The sequence below is a fragment of the Sulfitobacter sp. KMM 9851 genome, assembly GCF_057178245.1.
In genome coordinates this window covers 3,598,650-3,617,669 of record NZ_CM169991.1, presented here as the reverse complement: position 1 = coordinate 3,617,669, position 19,020 = coordinate 3,598,650, and the positions used below count along the sequence as shown (strand labels likewise).

At 58.4% G+C, this 19,020-nt stretch carries 16 protein-coding genes and 1 tRNA gene; 10 read left to right on the top strand and 7 right to left on the bottom strand.

Translation table 11 applies throughout. The features are described from left to right. The first annotated feature begins 6 nt into the window (after positions 1-6). A complete protein-coding gene (locus tag AC1965_RS17910; protein ID WP_483885185.1) occupies positions 7-741 on the top strand; it encodes a CatB-related O-acetyltransferase in 735 nt (244 codons plus the stop codon). After that, positions 738-1,490, top strand: a complete 753-nt coding sequence (locus tag AC1965_RS17905; protein ID WP_483885184.1) for a sulfotransferase family 2 domain-containing protein — start codon at positions 738-740, stop codon at positions 1,488-1,490. Before AC1965_RS17910 ends, AC1965_RS17905 begins: the two co-directional genes overlap by 4 nt. A gap of 30 nt (positions 1,491-1,520) precedes the next feature. On the opposite strand, the gene AC1965_RS17900 is transcribed toward AC1965_RS17905, so the two are convergent. Next, on the bottom strand, positions 1,521-2,336 hold the full coding sequence (locus tag AC1965_RS17900; RefSeq protein ID WP_483885183.1) for an ABC transporter permease: 816 nt from the start codon (positions 2,334-2,336) through the stop codon (positions 1,521-1,523). Between the two features lie 123 nt (positions 2,337-2,459). Between AC1965_RS17900 and AC1965_RS17895 the strand changes: the two genes are divergently transcribed. Next, on the top strand, positions 2,460-3,644 hold the full coding sequence (locus tag AC1965_RS17895) for a KpsE/RkpR family capsule polysaccharide export protein (RefSeq protein WP_483885182.1): 1,185 nt from the start codon (positions 2,460-2,462) through the stop codon (positions 3,642-3,644). Between the two features lie 9 nt (positions 3,645-3,653). Beyond that, complete coding sequence (locus AC1965_RS17890; protein WP_483885181.1) at positions 3,654-4,307, top strand: ABC transporter ATP-binding protein; 654 nt, start codon at positions 3,654-3,656, stop codon at positions 4,305-4,307. Positions 4,308-4,314: 7 nt separating this feature from the next. Here AC1965_RS17890 and AC1965_RS17885 read toward each other — a convergent pair whose 3' ends face one another. Further along, entirely contained in the window at positions 4,315-5,238 is a 924-nt protein-coding gene (locus tag AC1965_RS17885) for a glycosyltransferase (protein WP_483885180.1), read from the bottom strand. 114 nt (positions 5,239-5,352) lie between these two features. Here AC1965_RS17885 and AC1965_RS17880 point away from each other — a divergent pair, with 114 nt between their 5' ends. From AC1965_RS17880 to AC1965_RS17865, 4 genes are all read left to right on the top strand, one after another. Further along, the gene (locus AC1965_RS17880) at positions 5,353-7,806 is read left to right on the top strand and encodes a calcium-binding protein (protein ID WP_483885179.1); all 2,454 of its coding nucleotides are present in this window, start codon (positions 5,353-5,355) and stop codon (positions 7,804-7,806) included. Positions 7,807-7,923: 117 nt separating this feature from the next. After that, positions 7,924-10,188: a pre-peptidase C-terminal domain-containing protein gene (locus AC1965_RS17875; RefSeq protein WP_483885178.1), complete on the top strand. Its 2,265-nt coding sequence runs from the start codon at positions 7,924-7,926 to the stop codon at positions 10,186-10,188. 190 nt (positions 10,189-10,378) lie between these two features. After that, positions 10,379-11,800 (top strand): mannose-1-phosphate guanylyltransferase/mannose-6-phosphate isomerase, encoded by a 1,422-nt coding sequence (locus AC1965_RS17870; protein WP_483885177.1) that lies wholly within the window; start codon positions 10,379-10,381, stop codon positions 11,798-11,800. 129 nt (positions 11,801-11,929) lie between these two features. After that, positions 11,930-13,009 carry a DUF2793 domain-containing protein gene (locus AC1965_RS17865; protein ID WP_483885176.1) on the top strand — a complete coding sequence of 360 codons (1,080 nt, stop codon included), beginning with the start codon at positions 11,930-11,932 and terminating at the stop codon, positions 13,007-13,009. A 189-nt stretch (positions 13,010-13,198) separates the two neighbouring features. On the opposite strand, the gene rfbA is transcribed toward AC1965_RS17865, so the two are convergent. The 5 genes from rfbA to AC1965_RS17840 all read right to left on the bottom strand — a co-directional run bounded on the left by rfbA (position 13,199) and on the right by AC1965_RS17840 (position 17,035). Next, positions 13,199-14,080 carry a glucose-1-phosphate thymidylyltransferase RfbA gene (rfbA, locus tag AC1965_RS17860; RefSeq protein WP_483885175.1) on the bottom strand — a complete coding sequence of 294 codons (882 nt, stop codon included), beginning with the start codon at positions 14,078-14,080 and terminating at the stop codon, positions 13,199-13,201. 101 nt (positions 14,081-14,181) lie between these two features. Next, entirely contained in the window at positions 14,182-15,033 is an 852-nt protein-coding gene (gene rfbD, locus AC1965_RS17855) for a dTDP-4-dehydrorhamnose reductase (protein WP_483885174.1), read from the bottom strand. Then, a complete protein-coding gene (gene rfbB / locus AC1965_RS17850) occupies positions 15,030-16,070 on the bottom strand; it encodes a dTDP-glucose 4,6-dehydratase (RefSeq protein WP_483885173.1) in 1,041 nt (346 codons plus the stop codon). The genes rfbD and rfbB overlap by 4 nt, the downstream gene beginning before the upstream one ends. Before the next feature lie 3 nt (positions 16,071-16,073). Continuing rightward, on the bottom strand, positions 16,074-16,640 hold the full coding sequence (rfbC, locus tag AC1965_RS17845; protein ID WP_483885172.1) for a dTDP-4-dehydrorhamnose 3,5-epimerase: 567 nt from the start codon (positions 16,638-16,640) through the stop codon (positions 16,074-16,076). A gap of 309 nt (positions 16,641-16,949) precedes the next feature. Continuing rightward, positions 16,950-17,035 (bottom strand) — tRNA-Leu (locus tag AC1965_RS17840). Between the two features lie 171 nt (positions 17,036-17,206). Between AC1965_RS17840 and AC1965_RS17835 the strand changes: the two genes are divergently transcribed. Beyond that, positions 17,207-18,193, top strand: coding sequence for a complex I NDUFA9 subunit family protein (locus AC1965_RS17835; RefSeq protein ID WP_483885171.1), 987 nt, complete (start codon positions 17,207-17,209; stop codon positions 18,191-18,193). Further along, entirely contained in the window at positions 18,193-18,999 is an 807-nt protein-coding gene (locus AC1965_RS17830; RefSeq protein ID WP_483885170.1) for an undecaprenyl-diphosphate phosphatase, read from the top strand. The genes AC1965_RS17835 and AC1965_RS17830 overlap by 1 nt, the downstream gene beginning before the upstream one ends. Positions 19,000-19,020 lie beyond the last annotated feature (21 nt).

The window sequence follows — 19,020 nt, the reverse complement described above, 5'->3', positions numbered from 1 at the left end:
CTGACCATGAGCAAAATTTCCGTCCCTATCAGCCAACTGCGCGACCAAGGTATCGAAGCCTTGAACCGCGGAATGTCCCGGTCCGTCAACTTGCCTGCGAACACACGGCTCGAAGCGCCGTCGAGCCTGAAATGGACAGATTACGAGCATTCTATTCATCTGGGCGCGTTTTCCTATCAGGTGTCTGGCTATTGTTTTGCAGCCCGCATTGGACGGTATTGTTCGTTTGGTGAAAATGTTCAGATCGGGCGCCAGGATCACCCGTTGACCTGGGCCTCAACCAGCCCAGCATTCTACTTGCACGATCGCCTGTTTGACCTTGATGGCGGCTTTGAGGGGGCGGAGGACTATCATAGTTACCGCTTTCCGAACGAAGGGGCGCCAACCAAGGTGCAGATCACGACAATTGGTAACGACGTTTGGATCGGTCATGGTGCCCTGATCAAGGCTGGCGTGACCATTGGGCACGGCGCGATCGTGGCGGCGCATGCCGTTGTGGCGCGCGACGTGCCGCCTTTTGCCGTTGTCGCGGGCAACCCGGCGGTCATCAAGAAATTCCGCCTGCCGCCATCCCTTATCTCGCCAATGTTACGTGGCGAATGGTGGCGTTATGCGCCTTGGCAGTTGAAACATTTGCAGCCCTCCAAGCTGCACGATTTTGTTATCGGCGTTCTGGCTATGCGGGAAAAGGAACCCCCATTCGAGCCGACGGTGTTTGATTTGTCCGAGGCCAAAGCGTGACAACGATCGTCTTTCTGCACATTCCCAAAACGGCAGGCCAAACCATCCACAACGCGCTTGTCAGCGCCGTTGGGGGGGCAGAGCATGTGAGCCCCGTGCGCACGCACACACAGGCGCCGAACGGGCCGCAGATGCCGACGGGATACCGGCTCTATTCTGGGCATATTGATTGGGTTGAGCTGGACACACTGCCTGACGACCGATTTGTATTTTCGGTACTGCGTGATCCCCGTGAACGGATCGCCTCCTTTTACCTGTATTTGCTGAAAGAAGCCCGCGCTCTGACTGCGGACGAACTGCTGCTGCCCCATAACAAGGGAAAGCGTCAGATCATCGAACTGTCTGCCGAAGACTATTTCTTTGGCGGAGACGCGGCGTGGCAGAACTTTGTCCGCGACCACTACGACAACTTTTATTGTTCGTATTTCGCAACGCGCAAGATGCGTGGCCGTCGCGATTTGACGGGTAAATCTCAGGCTGAAATATTGGCTCAAGCCCGCGACGGCATGGCTCAGCTTGACGCACTATACAGCATTGATGCGCTGAGCGCCCTAGAAGCAGATATCGAGACGCGACTTGGAGCGCCGATCAGCGTGGCGCAAACCTATCACAACACTGGTGGGCACAGCGCGGACGAAGCCCGTTGGCCCAAGCTGCTGGCGCGGTTCGAGCAGGATGCTTCCGTTGCGAAATTGAACGCCTTTGTAAGTCAGGATGAGGCGCTATTGGCCGAGGGCCTCGCGGTCTGAGCCTTTCTTGGCACAAAGACCGTCGACTGATCAGCCGTCATTCAGCAAGAAGCGGTGATGTCGGCGCAGCAACAGCAGCCCTGACATGAGAAGCCCCAGCGACAACGCCAACAGATAGAGCACCGAAATGTAGCTGCCATCGTAGCTGGAATAGAAGCCGCGCCGCACCAGCCCTACGACGTGCACCAGAGGGTTGTACCAAAGGTAATCGTTATAGGGCTGTGGGATGGTTTCGAATGTGAAGAAGATACAGGAAATAATAAACATTGGCCGCATAAGGATCGACCATGCGCGTTGCCACACCGGGAACCTTGTGAACAGGTAGCAATTCATTGTCCCCACCCCCAGTCCTAGCAATGCAGCAAGGCCGAAGGCTGTGACGATGGTCGGATAATCCGGCAGCAATCGCGTGTCAAAGATCAGCATGATGCCGCCAAAGGTGATATACACAACCAACACCTGGGTCAGCAGGTTGACGATGAACCGTGCGATGATGGCGTCGACAAAGGTAACAGCCGGGTAGGCCATTAAGGGCTTTGAAAACAGCAACGACAGCGCCACCTTTCCTGCCAAGTCATTGTACATCAAAAACGGCAGCATCCCCGTCGCATAGAAAATCGGAAAGTTTGTTCCCAGTGCGGGCGCCCGAAATCCAGCAGAAAAAATCAGCGTCAGCAGGGCAATCCCGGCAACAGGTTCTATGACCGCCCACAGGTATCCGCCCGGCGACCGACCGTAGGTTGTGACCATTTCGCGCAGAACCAGCGCACTGATTGTGCGCAGGCTGGCAAAGCGGCGGGCACGCACAGCGCGGGAGGTGGGAAGCAGGATCGAAGAGGACGGCATGGGCGGCCTTTTGCACGGGACGTTGAGCTTTGTTCTTACTACCCATTGCGCTGGCATTCAAAGGGCAGGTTTCGTATGACTGCGGACAGAGATTAGAAAACGCCCAAGCGGCGGGAGCCCGGATTGACACAAGCCACCGCCACCCCTGACACCAATCAACAAACCGCCACATCCGCCGTGCGCCCGCCGGTGAAGCCCGCGCGTCTGCGCAAACGCCATTCCGGCCTGATCCTGAGCTTTATGGCAATGGTGTTTGTTCCGGCGTGGATCGCTGCGTTTTACCTGTGGATGGTGGCCGACGATCAGTATGCTTCGACGGTCGGCTTCTCTGTGCGCAAGGAAGAAGTCTCCTCTGCGGTGGAGATTCTTGGCGGGATCACCGAATTGTCCGGTTCCAGCTCGTCCGACACGGATATTCTGTACGAGTACATCCAAAGCCAGAAACTTGTGTCGGTGCTGAACAAGGAGCTGGATCTGGAGAACATCTGGTCAAAACCGGTATATGACCCGCTATTTGCCTACGACACGGATGGCACGATCGAAGACCTGCTGGATTACTGGGGCAAGATGGTGAACATCTACTACGACAGCGGCAGTGGGTTGATCGAAATTCGCGTGCTGGCGTTTGACCCGGACGATGCGCAGGTCATCGCGACGAGCATTTTCCGCGAAAGCTCTGACATGATCAACCAGTTGAGCGCCATCGCCCGCGAGGATGCGGTGCGCTATGCGCGCGTTGATCTGAACGAGGCGGTTGAAAAGCTGAAAGCGGCGCGCGAGGCCGTGACGCTGTTCCGCAACCAGAATCGCATCGTCGATCCGACTGTGGACATGCAGACGCAGGCCGGGCTGATGGGTACCTTACAGGCGCAACTGGCAGAGGCATTGATTGATCTCGATCTGTTGGCTGAAACAACCCAAAGTAGCGATCCACGTGTCAGCCAGGCGCAGCGCCGAATCACAGTGATCGAAAAACGCATTGATGAGGAACGCCGCAAACGCGGGATCACTGGAAACAACGACGGCAATCAGGAATTGTTTTCCACATTGGTTGGTGAATATGAGCGCTTGATCGTAGACCGCGAATTTGCCGAACAGACCTATGTTTCAGCCTTGGCGACGCGTGATGCTGCAATGGCCGAGGCGCGTCGCCAAAGCCGCTACCTCGCAGCACATATTCAGCCGACTCTCGCCGAGCGGTCACAATATCCACAACGCAAGGTGATGATGGGGTTGCTGGTGTTGTTCCTGTTCGTAACTTGGGCGATCGTGCTGCTGGTGTTTTATTCGCTGCGCGACCGCCGCTGAGGCGCGGATATGATCGAGTTTCGCAATCTGACCAAGGTCTTTTCGATCCGCGGCAAGCGCAAGGTCGTGGCCGATAACATCAGCATGACCTTTCCGCGTGGTCGCGCGGTGGGTCTGCTGGGCCGTAACGGCGCGGGCAAGTCCACCCTGCTCAAGATGATTGCCGGAACCATGGACCCTACTGAGGGCAAGATCATCTCTCATGGGACAATCTCTTGGCCGGTCGGTTTTGCAGGCTCGTTTCATGGCGAGCTGACGGGTGCGCAGAACGCACGTTTCATTGCACGGATTTACGGTGTTGATACCGATGAGATGGTTGATTTCGTCGGGGATTTTGCCGGCCTTGGTGGGCATTTCCATTTGCCTTTCCGCAGCTATTCTTCTGGCATGAAGTCGCGTCTGGCCTTTGGTATTTCGATGGCTGTTCCGTTTGATACCTACCTAGTGGACGAAGTGACATCGGTGGGCGACGCGGCATTTCGCAAGAAAAGTGCAGAGGTCTTTCGCGCCCGGATGGAGCATGCCGGCGCTGTGGTCGTGTCACATGGCCTGGGACAAATCCGGGAAATGTGTGACGCAGGCGCTGTGCTGGAAAATGGAAAACTGTACTACTACGACGACGTGAACGACGCGATCGACCATCACAACCGTAACATGGCATAGTTCGCGTCTAGACGTGCCCTAACGCCGCCGCAGTATAGAGACAGGCGGTTCCGATCCGGCCCTGACGTTTGATACCAAGACGGTGCAGTTGCGCCGCGCGGGCGAGGCCACGCGCCGGAGTCAGAAAATCCGCTAGAACCGCCCGCGCTGGGGCATTGAGCAAATCCGAGCACTGTGTAAGGGCGCGGGTGTTGGCCGTGATCCAGCTGCCATATTCCGACCCCAAGACCTGCCTTGCGCGCGTAAATTTGGCCTGCCAACCATCATGCGCCCCCATCAGGTTTTCGCCGTGCTGGCGATACATCAGTACCGTTTCGTCATCGACGGTTGCCTGCCCGCCAGCGCCGGTGATCAGCATGTAGAGCCACCAGTCATGATAGGGCAGGCCCTGCGGGACCCCGGCACTGCGCACCAGCGCCAGCGCGTCGTCTGAAAGAACGCAACTGTGGCCGCTGACGATGTTCTGCACCAACGCGTTGCCAAAGCTGGGTAGGCTGCCAGCGGTAGAAGACCGACCAATGGGCCGCAGCCTGCTATCGACGTGCAGGCTTTGTGCGCCATAGATTGCCGGGCCGGTTTGTCCCTTCATCTGGTCGCGGGCGCGGGCCAGCTTATGTGGCAGCCAGACATCATCCTGATCGGACAGGGCCACCGGCCCTGCGGGGAAATCCGGGTGGCACAGTAGCGACATGAAATTGGCGCAGAAACCACCGCGCGGCCCGTCGACGATACGAATGTCACGCTCAGTGTCGTGCCGCTGGGCAAAATTTTTCAGAATGTCGCGGGTCACATCGGTTGACCCGTCATCACTGACCCAAAGCCGCCAATCAACATCGCGTTGATCAAGGTAGCTTTGCAGCTGCGCGGGCAGATGTGCGGCACCGTTATAGGTGCACAGGGCGATCGTTACGGGTGTGGATGTGTCTGACATAGACGCCAGTTAAGCAAAATCTTTCCTAAAGGCCACGACTTTGCCCCGGTTCGCCCGTCGCCCGTCCCAACCTGTCAGCGAGTGATGCAGGTGGGAATGTGAGTGGGAAAATTAATGGGCTATTTTGCGCATCACTACAGCGTGGCCGGTCTGTCTGACCTCGCTTTATCTGGGTTGACTGATCTTGAGGTCGTCGATCTGGGTGGCGCGCTGTTGCTGCAGGCGACAGCGGCTGAAACCGGACAGGTGCTCAGTTGGAACATTGGCGGAGTGCTGCCTTCTTTTCTGGGGCAGACCTATCTGGGTGGCGGTTCCGGTCTTGGAATGCAGACGCAGTTAGGGCGCATGAGCCTTGATGGTCAGGAATTGGTTTGGGTTCATGGAGGAAGCGGCCTTGGCCTTGCAGGCTATGCCGTGGGCGCCAGTGGCACGCTCACGGAAGTGGTCCGTCTAGCCCAGGACATGGGGGCGATTGGTGATTTTACCCTGGTTGAAACCGGTGGACAGACCCTGGCGCTGACGTACCGACAGGGGGGCGATGGTATTGATGTCTGGCGGCAAGGGGGCTCTGGTGACTTCAACTTGTGGCGGCATACCGATGTCAGTCAGGCCGCGTCAGGGTGGGATGCGTTAAGCATGGCCCATATCCAGATCGGCAGTCAGAATCTGGTTGTCACCATCTCGGCGGCGGATAATGCGGTCCGTAGCTTTGCAGTCGACGCGCAGAACGGGTTGGTCGCGCGGGACCATCTGTCGGCGGCGGATGGACTGGGCATTAACGGGCCGAGCCATCTTGAATTGGTGCAGATCGGGGCGGTCCGTTACGCTGTGGTTGGCGCATCGGGCAGTGCGTCGATCACCGTCTTGCGGCTGAGTAGCGATGGCAGCCTGACGCCGGTGGATCAGGTGAACGACGATCGGAACACGCGATTTGACGGACTTTCGGTCATGCAGACGATCGAAGTGGGTGGGCGCGTCTATATCGTCGCAGGCGGCAGCGACGATGGGCTGAGCCTGCTGACCATGATGCCGGACGGGCGGTTGCTGCATCTGGAAACCATCGCGTCAGATCTGTCGGTTGGGCTTATGAATCCTAATGCGCTGAGCCTGACCGAAGTCGATGGCAACATCTTGTTGCACGTGGCCGAGCAGGGCACCGGCACCCTAAGCGCCTGGGAAATTGATGTCAGCGACACAATTATGCGGGTGGCAGGCAACGGCGGGGGATTGCTGTCCGGCGGCGCGGGAAATGATGTTCTGATCAGTGGCAATGGGCGCGATACGCTGGTCGGCGGGGCGGGTGAAGATATTTTTGTCCTGCGTCCCGACGGCAACCAACGCGATGTGATCCAGGATTTTCAACTGGGTGTGGACCGGATCGACATGTCACAATTCGGGCGTTTCTACAGTCTGGATGCATTGGATTTCCAAAGCCGCTGGTATGGGGCGGACATCACCTATCAGGGTCAAACGATCGAGATTCGGACCGCTGGCGGCGTGCCATTGCACTTTGATGACTTCGTTCACGCCGATCTGTTGGACGTGGGACATGTGGACGTAGTGCAGATGGCCACCCAGCCCGCGATCATCGGGTCGTCGTTGTCCGAGCAGTTATATGGCTACGGGGGCCATGACATGTTGGTGGGCGAAGGCGGGGCCGACACGCTGAATGGCCGATCAGGCGACGACACGCTGAACGGGGGGAGCGGTGCAGATCATCTGATCGGCGGCTATGGCACGGACACCGCGGATTACACCGGGTCGTTCGGATCACTGCGCGTTGATATGATGTACGCGCAACTCAATACGAACATTGCGGCGGGGGATACTTACGACAGTATCGAAAACCTGATCGGCTCTCGCGGCTTTGACAATCTGCGCGGCACTCTGGGGGATAACGTGATCGAAGGCCGCGGCAACGTCGATTATATCTTTGGTCGTCGTGGTGACGATACCCTTGATGGCGGCGTAGGTGACGATGTTCTCTTTGGTGGGGTTGGTGCCGATTTTCTGATCGGAGGAACCCACCGTGATCGGGCGCAATATTCAGAGAGCCTGACCGCGCTGGTGTTGGATCTCAATGACCCGTCCCGCAACACCGGCGAGGCCATTGGCGATACTTACGACAGTATCGAGGACTTGGCCGGAGGGCGGTATGACGACCACATATCTGGCGATGGAGGTGACAACCGGCTTTTTGGTCGGGAGGGGTCGGATCAGCTTTATGGGCGCTGGGGTGATGATTACCTGAACGGCGGGGCACATGCCGATCGTCTGGATGGGGGGCTGGGAAACGATACCCTGCGCGGCGGAACCCACAACGATACGTTTGTCTTTAATGGCGGGCATGATGTGGTCGAGGACTTCACCCGTTCACATGCAGACCGCGTCGCGTTGGAAGCCGCCGCGCTGCCCTTTGGTGCCGGCATCACTGCCGCGCAGGTTTTATCACAATACGGTAGTATCCAAGGCGGCAATCTGGTGCTTGATTTCGGCGCCGCAGGCAGCGTGACCTTGGAAGGGGTAACATCTTTGGGTGACATGGCGGACTATATTTTGATTTTTTGAAGTCCTGCACCTTAGGTTGAAAGTGATGCTATCAATGCGCCCGATGTGGCTTTCTTCCTATGCCAAAAGGAAAAAAAGCGTTAATAGGGTTGGGCTCATTGGTCGAGGAACTGTTTCATGCCCCAAGCTGCTTTTACAAACGAATTTGAATTTTTTGGTCCGGATGGTCTTTCACAGTCGGTGGCGGCCCATGTGCCGGACGACTTTGCCGGTGACGCGTCGACAACCGGCGTGGTGGCAGTCGGTGGCACTGTAACTGGCAACATTGAAGACTCGGGTGACCGGGATTGGTTCGCGATTACGTTGACCGAAGGCCAGACGGTCCAGATCGCTCAGAATGGGCTTGGGTTGAGTGACCCATTGCTGCAACTTCGAGATGCCTCCGGCAACCTCGTTGCCTCTAATGATGACGGGGGGCCGGGGCTTGATTCTCTGATCACCTTTACCGCGCTTACCGGTGGGGTCTATTACATCGACGCTGGGGCCTTTGGGTCAAATGCCGGTACGTACCAGATCGTCGTCACAGAGGTGCCGCGCGTCACCTATGATCCGCTCGACACGATAACCTGGGGCACCGAATTGTCCGATTCCAATGTGACCGTCTATTTTGGCGTCGCTGGTTTCGCTGCCGATGGTTTCACATCTGAAGGCTTTAACGCCTACGAGATTTCGCGGTTTCGCGCCGCCTTCGATGAGATTGAAGCGGTCACTGGGCTGACATTCACTTTCGTCAACTCCCCTGTCGGCGCCGATTTTCGTATGATCCTCGACACCAACGAAATGGGCGCTGGGTTGTTGGGCCAGTTCTATCCACCTGGAAATGGTTCACTGAGCGGCCTCGGCGTGTTTAACGGCGCCGAGTGGGATCGAACAGCGGGCGGCACCCTCGAATCTGGCGGCCTTGGGTATCAAACCATAACTCACGAGATTCTGCATGGCCTTGGGCTGGCGCATCCTCATGACACAGGCGGCACGTCAGACATCATGCCGGGCGTATCGGGCCCGTTTAACAGCTTTGGGCAAGATGGGTTGAATCAAGGTATCTTTACGACGCTGTCGTATAACCGTGGTTTCAATCTTGGCGAATCAGGCACCGGGATGTCGTTTGACTATGTCTACGGCGCTGAGGCGGGGCCGATGGCGTTGGATATCGCGCTGTTGCAGCGAATTTATGGGGCCAACACCACGACGGCGGGGGGCAACGATGTCTATGTCCTCGACGGAGCCAATGGTGTTGGTACACATTGGCAATCCATTTGGGACACGGGCGGCACCGATGAAATCCGCTATACTGGCGCATTGGACGTTTCGATCGACCTGCGCGCGGCGACGTTGCTGGGCGAGGCAGGCGGTGGCGGTTTTCTGTCGCGCGCCACAGGAATTGCGGGCGGCTTTACCATCGCTGCCGGCGTGGTGATTGAAAATGCCACTGCCGGTTCGGGTGACGACACCCTTATCGGTAACGCCGCGAACAATATCTTGAACGGTGGCGGTGGTAACGATTTGCTGCGGGGCGGTGCCGGCGCTGATCAGCACATCGGTGGAGCAGGCATTGATACGGTGGATTACACCGGATCGCGCGGATCGCTTCGGGTTGATCTGATGTTTGCTGGAATCAATACCAACATTGCCGCTGGAGACACCTATGACGGCATCGAAAATCTGATCGGTAGTCAGGGGTTTGACAACCTGCGCGGCAATTTGGGCGATAACCTGATTCAGGGGATGGCCAACGTCGACTACATATTTGGCCGCCGTGGGACAGATACACTGGAAGGTGGCATTGGTGATGACGTGCTGTTTGGGGGCGTGGGGGCCGACGTGTTGCGTGGCGGCATGCACCGTGACCGGGCGCAATATTCCGAAAGCCTGACCGCGCTGGTGCTGGACCTGATGAACAGTGGTAACAACACGGGCGAGGCCGCCGGTGATACCTATGACAGCATCGAAGATCTGGCCGGCGGACAGTTTGCAGATTTGATCTATGGCGATCTGGGCAACAACCGCCTGTTTGGCCGCGAAGGTGCAGACCAGTTGTATGGTCGCGCCGGGAATGACTATCTGAACGGTGGTGCGCATGCGGATCGGTTGGACGGTGGTGCTGGTGACGATACGCTACGGGGTGGTACGCATAATGACACCTTTGTCTTTAACGGTGGCAACGATGTCGTCGAAGATTTCACGCGCGCGCACGCCGACCGCATCGCAATTCAGGCGTCGGTGATCACCGTCGTCGCGGGCATGACTGCGCAGCAGGTTGTCGATACCTATGCAAGCGTCGTCGGGGGGCAGGTCGTGTTCAACTTTGGTGGTGGGAATACACTGACACTGGAATCGCTGAATACGCTGACGGGCTTGGCGGACGATGTGCTGATCTTCTGATCAGAACGGACAAGGATCGGGCAGAAGATGGTAGGCTCCGGCCGACGCTTCTGCCCGATTCGCATCAAGGTGACACTTTCAGAAAATTGGTTGGTAGCTGGGCATTCGTGCTAGCCGACATCGGGTACGGCTGTACGTTGGCACCAATCCTGAATACAACTTTCATGAAATGCACTTCCGAGGATACAATATGATCCATCCCATCATTCTCAGCGGCGGATCGGGCACGCGGCTTTGGCCATTGTCGCGCAAGTCGTATCCCAAACAATTCGCCGCCCTGATGGGAGATGAAAGCCTGTTTCAAGCTTCCGCTCGGCGATTGTCGGGCGACGGCTTTGCCGCACCAATCATCCTTACCGGCGATCCATTTCGGTTCATCGTAACCGAGCAGTTGGCGCAGATTGAACAAGCCCCCCAAGGCATCCTGATCGAACCCGAGGGCCGCAACACCGCGCCTGCGGTGCTGGCTGCGGCGCTTTGGCTGGCGGCGCGTGATCCGGACGCGCTGATGCTGGTGGCACCGTCTGATCATGTGATTGCAGATTCCGATGCATTTCGCGCAACGGTTCAGGCAGCAGTGCCACAGGCGCAGGCCGGCGATCTGGTGACTTTTGGCATCACGCCAAATCGTCCCGAAACCGGCTATGGCTATCTCGAGATGGCGGCGGGAGGCGATCCCGGGGCAAGCAGCCCGCAACGCTTGGCGCGGTTTGTGGAAAAGCCAGATCTGGCGCGTGCCAAAGAGATGTTGGCGGCGGGGACGTTCCTTTGGAATGCCGGCATCTTCCTGTTCACTGCCAAAGCGATTCTGGCGGCCTATGCGCGCCACGCACCAGACCTGCTGGCCGCAGTGACCCCCGCAGTTGAGAATGCCAGCACGGACCTTGGCTTTACCCGGCTAGACCCCAGCGCATGGGAAAAAGTCGAAGATATTTCGATTGATTACGCCATCATGGAAAAGGCAGACACTCTGTCAGTAATGCCGTTTGCCGCGGGTTGGTCGGACTTGGGCGGATGGGATGCGGTTTGGTTGGAAGCCGGGCCGGATGAACAGGGCAATGTCTGTACCAGTGGTGCCACCGCGATCGATTGCGCCGATACATTGCTGCGGTCGGACAGTGAGGGGCTGGAGCTGGTCGGGATCGGTCTGACCGATATCATCGCAGTCGCCATGAATGACGCGGTGCTGGTCGCTCATAAATCTCAAGCGCAGCGCGTCAAGGAAGCGGTAAGCGTTTTGAAGGCTCGCAACTCCAGTCAGGCCGTGCAATTGCCGCGCGATTATCGACCATGGGGTTGGTACGAAAGCCTGGTGATCGGCGGGCGCTTTCAGGTCAAGCGGATCGTGGTTAACCCAGGCGCCGCACTAAGCCTGCAAAGCCATCACCATCGGTCCGAACACTGGATCGTTGTCGAAGGTACTGCGCGCGTGACCGTGGACAAAGATGTCCGCCTGATTGCAGAAAACCAGTCTGTCTATATCCCGTTGGGTGCCGTTCACCGGATGGAAAACCCCGGCAAGGTGCCGATGGTTTTGATCGAGGTCCAGACCGGTACCTACCTAGGTGAAGACGACATCATCCGCTACGAAGACGTCTACGCTCGAAGCTAACACGATGACTTGCAAAGATTAATTCCGGACGCTTTGTGTTGCCTTTCTGGGCAACACGGCGCGCGCCACGCATACCGCTTATTCACCCCTGTGTCCTAGCGTCTGCCCCATCATAGAGATGAGGTATTCATGTCCGAACAGTCCCCAGCCCTCGCGCTGCCCCTGATTGCCCCGGCGCAGGCGCAGAAACACGTCACCCATAACGAAGCGTTGGCCCGGCTGGATATGCTGGTGCAGCCAGCTGTTGCCGACAGCGATCGGAATGCGCCGCCTGCAGTTCCTGAGCGCGGGGCCCGGCATCTGGTCGCCGGTGGCGCCAGTGGTCTGTGGGCCGGACATGCGCAGGAGATCGCGCTATATGATGGGGCGGCATGGGTCTTTGCGCAGGCTGAACCCGGCTGGCAAGTATTTGACGTCGCGACAGAAACGGCGCTGTATTTTGATGGCGCCCAATGGCGGCCGGAACTGCCGAGTTTTGAAAACTTGACGGGGGTGGGTATCAATGCGAGCGCTGATGCCACAAACAAATTGGTGGTTTCCTCGGACGCGGTGCTACTGAACCACGCGGGTGCAGGACACCAACTGAAAATCAACAAGGCAACGCCGGGCGATACCGCGAGTCTGGTGTTCCAAACGGGGTTCAGTGGCCGGGCAGAAATGGGCTTGGCCGGTTCTGATGGTTTTGATGTCCGCGTCAGTGCAGATGGCAGCGCATGGACAACCGGGCTGAGCTTGGACCCATCATCGGGTATCGCGCGTTTCCCTCAGGGTGCGGAGGTTTCTGGGAAATCAGCGTATCACCGGGGCAACGCCTTGGGCATTGTCGGGTTAAGTGGCGGCGACGCAACTGGTGCGCTGTTTGAACGCGGCAGCAACGCAGATGGCGTCTACACGCGCTTTGCGGACGGCAGTCAAATTTGCCAGCACGAGGTAACGCTAAACTTTGTTGATGGCAGCATCTGCACGGGCAGTTGGACCTTTCCGGCGGGGTTTTCCGCCGGATCAGAGCCTCAGGTTCTGGGGACGATCAACGCCGATTCTCTGGCCATAACTGCGGCACCCGTCGCGCCGAACGAGGTGACGGGGATGATGGTTGGTTCCGTCACGCCCGCCAGCGCGGAGGTGCAGGTCCGTACGCTGACAGGGACAAGTTTCACGAGCGGCGCAACAGTGGTGATCCGCGTTATCGCAGTGGGTTTCTGGGACTGACCGAGGGACTAACCGACGGGCTGACGGTCGCAGCTGATTGCAACTCACGTCTACGTGGTGGGGGCAATAGATCACGGCATGACAGCATGGATATCAACGGCCCACAAATCCCGCACGCGCGGCGGTCACCTTGCCGTCGAAACCTGTGGCAAAGTTGATTGAACCGCTTTCAACTTTGCCACGACGCGCTCAGTCTGCTTCGCCGGTCAAGGCCATTAGATACTGACCATAGTCGTTCTTGCGAAATTTCTCCGCCCGGTCGCGCAGGTCTTTGGCGGTGATCCAGCCGCTGGCAAAAGCAATTTCATCGGGGCTGCCGGTTTGCAGGCCCTGGCGTTTTTCTAGGGTGCGGACAAAGTTTCCGGCGTCCAGAAGGCTGCCATGTGTGCCGGTATCAAGCCACGCATAGCCGCGCCCCATCTGCTGTACGACAAGGCTGCCATCCGCGAGATAGGTTTCCAGCAACGTGGTAATCTCAAGCTCGCCGCGCGGCGATGGTTGTACGGAGCGCGCCCGTTCCGGGGCCGTGCCATCGAGAAAGTAAAGCCCGGTGACGGCATAGTTCGAGGGCGGCACCTCGGGCTTTTCGATGATCGAACGTACTTTGCCATCGCTATCAAAATCGACAACGCCATAGCGTTCTGGATCTGCCACGCGGTAACCGAACACCGTGCCGCCACTGTTTGACGTATCGGCTTCGGCCAGCAGCTCCGGCAAACCATGCCCGAAAAAGATGTTGTCGCCCAAGACCATCGCGCTGGGGGCGCCAGCAAGGAAATCTTCGGCCAGCAGATAGGCTTGTGCCAAACCGTCCGGGCTTGGTTGTTCGATATAGGTCAATTGTACGCCCCATTGGCTGCCATCGCCCAGCGTGCGTTTGAACTGATCCTGATCCTCGGGGGTGGTGATGATAGCGATATCGCGGATGCCCGCGAGCATCAGGACCGACAGCGGATAGTAGACCATCGGCTTGTCATAGATCGGCAACAGTTGCTTCGACACCCCGATGGTGATCGGATAAAGCCGCGTCCCCGAGCCGCCGGCCAGAATGATGCCTTTGCGTGTCGTCATTGTGAAATAATCCTTGCTACATCAATATCTTTGCTGCGGATGAACCGCGTCTGCGGGCGTGCGTCAACCCCTGCCAACGCGCCGGGCAGAAGCTCGCGCATTCACTGATCTGCGTTCAGGTCGGCCAACACCTGATCAAGGCCGGCCTGCCAATCGGGCCGGGAGATGCCGAATTGAGTCATGGTAGTTGAGCAATCGAGCCGAGAATTTAGTGGCCGGGCCGTCGGTGTTGGATAGGCCGAGCTGGGGATGCCGGTTACGGTTACATCCCGACCCGCGGCAGAAAAGATGGCTTTGGCAAAGTCGCACCAACTTGTCTCCGGGCGTCCAGCAAAATGATACGTGCCACTTTTGCCGGGGTCGCGTTGCAACTGGGCGGCGATGTTGAGGCAGGCGGCCGCAATGTCGCCCGCCGGGGTCGGGCCGCCGATCTGGTCGTCGACCACGTTCAAAGCATCGCGCGTTTCACTTAGCCGTAGCATGGTTTTAACAAAGTTGTTGCCGTGAGCCGAAAACACCCAAGCGGTACGCAATACCACATGCGGCCCGCCGGCCGCGCGCACCGCAATTTCGCCTGCCAGTTTGGACGCGCCATATACGCCCAATGGGCTGGTGGCGGCGTCGGGCTGCCAAGGGGTCTCGCCTTCGCCTGGGAATACGTAATCCGTCGAGATATGAACCAGCGGAATACCAAGTTTGGCACAGGCACGTGCCATCGCCCCCGGTGCCTCAGCGTTGACCTGATGGGCCGTTTCGCTGTCCTTCTCTGCGGCATCGACCGCCGTATAAGCGGCGGCGTTGATCACCACGTCAGGTGCGTGATCAAAAATCGCCTTGGCGCAGGCATCGGGATTGGTCAGATCGACCACGTCGCGCCCCAAGGCGGTGACCGACGCACGGGACTGAATTTCTTTCGCAACCTGGCCAGTGCGGCCAAAAACAAGAATATTCATACTTTACCCAGTCTTTGTCCCACGCCTTGGCGATCTTGCAGCGCGCGCCACCAGCTTTCGTTGTCGAGATACCATTGCACGGTTTTCTTCAGTCCTTCTTCGACCGTGACAGAGGGCCGCCAGCCCAATTCGTCACGGATACGGGACGGGTCGATGGCATAGCGCGCATCGTGGCCGGGGCGGTCTGTGACAAATTCGATCAAATCCGCATAGGGTTTGTCGGCTGGGTGCAGACGGTCAAGTATGGCGCACAGCGTACGGACCAGTTCCAAATTGCTGCGCTCGTTTTCGCCGCCGATGTTGTAGGACCGACCCAACACCCCCTTTTCCAGCACCAGCAGCAGGGCATCGGCGTGGTCTTCGACATAAAGCCAGTCGCGCACATTGTCGCCTTTGCCGTAGATCGGCAGCGGCTTGCCCGCGAGTGCGTTCAGAATCACCACCGGCACCAGCTTTTCGGGGAAATGGTAGGGGCCGTAGTTGTTTGAGCAATTGGTTAATACCACCGGCAGGCCATAGGTTTCGGCCCAGGCGCGGACCAGATGATCACTCGCGGCCTTGGATGCAGAATAGGGGCTGCGCGGGTCATAGGGTGTGGTTTCAGTGAACTGGCCCTCGGCCCCGAGCGACCCAAAAACCTCGTCCGTTGAGATATGGTGAAAGCGAAAATCCTCTGGTCGCCCCCGGGCCTGCCAATGGCTGCGTGCGGCCTCCAGCATATTGTAGGTGCCAGTGATGTTGGTGTCGATGAAATCGCCGGGGCCGTCGATCGACCGATCGACGTGGGATTCCGCCGCGAGATGCATCACGGCGTCGGGGGCATGTGTGGCAAACACAGCATCTAGCGCCGCGCGGTCGCGAATGTCGGCGTGCACGAAGGTATAATTCGGGGCGTCGGCCACGCCGGCGACGTTGTCGAGACAGGCGGCGTAGGTCAGCGCATCAAGGTTAATCACCTCATGCCCCCGCGCGATTGCCAGCCGTACAACCGCCGAGCCGATAAATCCGGCACCGCCAGTGATCAAGATCTTGGTCATACGTTATCCTTCAAAAACAAACGGCGTGTCAAAGTCCCGCAGCAGTGGTGCCACAGCGTCTTTTTCTGACAAAATCGGCTCTTGGCTGCCCAATCCCCAGTCAATGCCGATATCCGCGTCATCAAACCGGATCGCACCGTCACATTCGGGCGCGTAATAATCGGTGCATTTGTAAATGATCTCTGTGTCCGGCGCGCGGGTGGCGAAACCGTGCAGAAAGCCGGCAGGGACAAGCAGTTGATGCCCGTTTTCGGCGCTGAGTTCATAGCCGACCCATTTGCCATAGGTCGGGCTGCCGCGGCGCACATCAACCGCGACGTCAAACAGCACACCCTGCCCGCAGCGCACCAGTTTGGTCTGCGCGCAGGGCGGCGATTGAAAATGCAGCCCACGAATTGTGCCAGGCTCGCGGCTCAGTGAATGGTTGTCTTGGACGAAATCAAAATCATACCCAGCGTCGGCCATGCGCGCACGATTCCAGCTTTCGCTGAAGAACCCTCGCGGGTCAGCAAACCGTCGTGGCGTTAGCAACACGACCCCCGGCAACGCCGTCGGTTCTATTTCAAGCATTTCGGCCCCTTTGTGCTCTGCCTCACGTTGCGGCCTTATACACAGCCCTACCCAGCCCGAAAAGCAGCTTTGGAACGGCTGTGTTCTGCAAGCTGTGAGGCCTTCTTTCGATCCTGATGCCAGCAAACTTGTCAGCGCGATAGAAGCTCAGGCCAATGCGCCATCGCCTATCCGGAATTTCTATTTTCCGATGGGGTAGCCATCGGCCTGATCCTGCACGGCGCGATTTTCGCCGCCCCGCAATCTGCGGCGCGCTTAAAAGCAAAAACCCTCGAAAACCGAAGTTTTCAAGGGTTTTTTGCTTGATATTGGTGCCCAGGAGAGGACTCGAACCTCCACACCGTTGCCAGTACTAGCACCTGAAGCTAGCGCGTCTACCATTCCGCCACCTGGGCCCGTATCGTGAGCTGTGCATCTAAGGGTGAAGCGATGGGGTGTCAATTGTAATTTGAGCGAATTTTCGAAAACCTATGGGCGCTGTGCGGTTTGCGGGGCAATTGCGGCTTGTCCGGCGGCAGCGGGGCAGGTACATCCGTAGCAAATGTTGAATGTGCAGGAGCGGCATCATGGCTAAGCTGGTCACCATCTACGGCGGGTCGGGGTTTGTCGGGCGCTATATCGCGCGCCGGATGGCCAAGGCGGGCTGGCGTGTGCGTGTGGCAACCCGCCGCCCGAATGAGGCGATGTTCGTGCGCCCTTATGGTGTGGTTGGCCAAGTCGAGCCTGTGCTGTGCAATATCCGCGACGATGCGTCGGTGCGCGCGGCGATGCAGGGGGCCGATGCGGTGGTGAACTGCGTGGGTATTCTGGTCGAAGGCGGCAAGAACAGCTTTGACGCGGTGCAGTCCGAAGGGGCCGAACGTGTCGCGAGCATTGCGGCAGATGAAGGCGTGGCGCAGATCGTGCATGTGTCGGCCATTGGTGCGGATATGGACAGCGACAGTGAATATGCCCGCAGCAAGGGCGAAGGTGAAGCCGCCATTCTCAAGCACATGCCAAACGCGGTGATCCTGCGCCCCTCGATCATTTTCGGGCCTGAGGATGAGTTTTTTAACCGGTTTGCCGGGATGACACGGTTGGGGCCGATCTTGCCGGTCGCAGGCGCACAGACACGGTTTCAGCCGGTTTATGTGGATGATGTTGCCGCCGCAGCAGAGCGGGCGCTGACCGCAGATGTGGCGCCGGGTGTTTACGAGCTGGGCGGGCCGGACGTGGATACGCTGGGCGGATTGATGCAGCGGATGCTGGATGTGATCCATCGCCGCCGACTGGTGCTGAACATGCCCTGGTTCGTGGCGCGGATGCTGGCGTTTGGATTTGATATGATGCAGGCCATGACCCTTGGGCTGCTGTCCAACGGGATACTGACGCGCGATCAGGTCAAGAACCTGCGGCGCGACAATGTCGTGGCCGAAGGGGCGCAGGGTTTTGCCGCCCTTGGGATCGTGCCTGTGTCGATGACGGCGGTACTGCCCGACTATCTGTGGCGGTTCCGGCCATCGGGACAGTATGACGCCATCAAGGATTCCGCCCGGAACCTGCGTCGCGGCTGATGGAGACGTCGACAACGCTGATCGCGGCCTTTCTGGGGTTACTAGAGGGGCTGACGGAGTTCATTCCGGTGTCGTCCACCGGGCATCTGTTGTTGGCCGGGCATTTCCTGGGATTTGAGAGCGCGGGCAAGACCTTTGAGGTGGTGATCCAACTCGGGGCGGTGCTGGCGATCCTGACGATCTATTCGGCGCGGCTGTGGGCGGTGTTTCGCGATGCACCCCATGACCCTGCGGCGCGGCGGTTTATTCTGTCGGTGCTGATCGCCTTTTTGCCTGCGGTATTTATCGGGGTGCTGGCGCATGATTTCATCAAGGACGTGCTGTTCGAGACGCCGGTGCTGATTGCTGTGATGTTGATACTGGGGGGGATCGTTTTGGTCGTTGTGGACCGGATTGCGCCCGAACCTACGCAGCCGGACGCGATGCAGTTTCCAGTCTCGATGTCGCTGAAAATCGGATTTATTCAGTGCCTTGCCATGATTCCGGGGGTGTCACGATCAGGTGCGACGATCGTCGGCGCGCTGATGTTGGGGGCCAGTAAACGGGCGGCCGCGGAGTTTTCGTTCTTTCTGTCGATGCCCACGATGGCGGGGGCGTTTGCCTATGACATCTATAAAAATCGCGATGTTCTGGACGCCTCGGCGATGGGCGAAATTGCCGTGGGCTTTGCCATGGCGTTCATCACAGCGGTCCTCGTGGTGCGCTGGTTGTTGGAATACGTGAGCAAACATGGCTACGCGCTGTTTGGCTGGTGGCGACTCATCGTGGGTTTGATGGCGCTGGGGGCGCTTATGGTGGGGTATTGAGGTGGTTAGGTCCGAACCGGT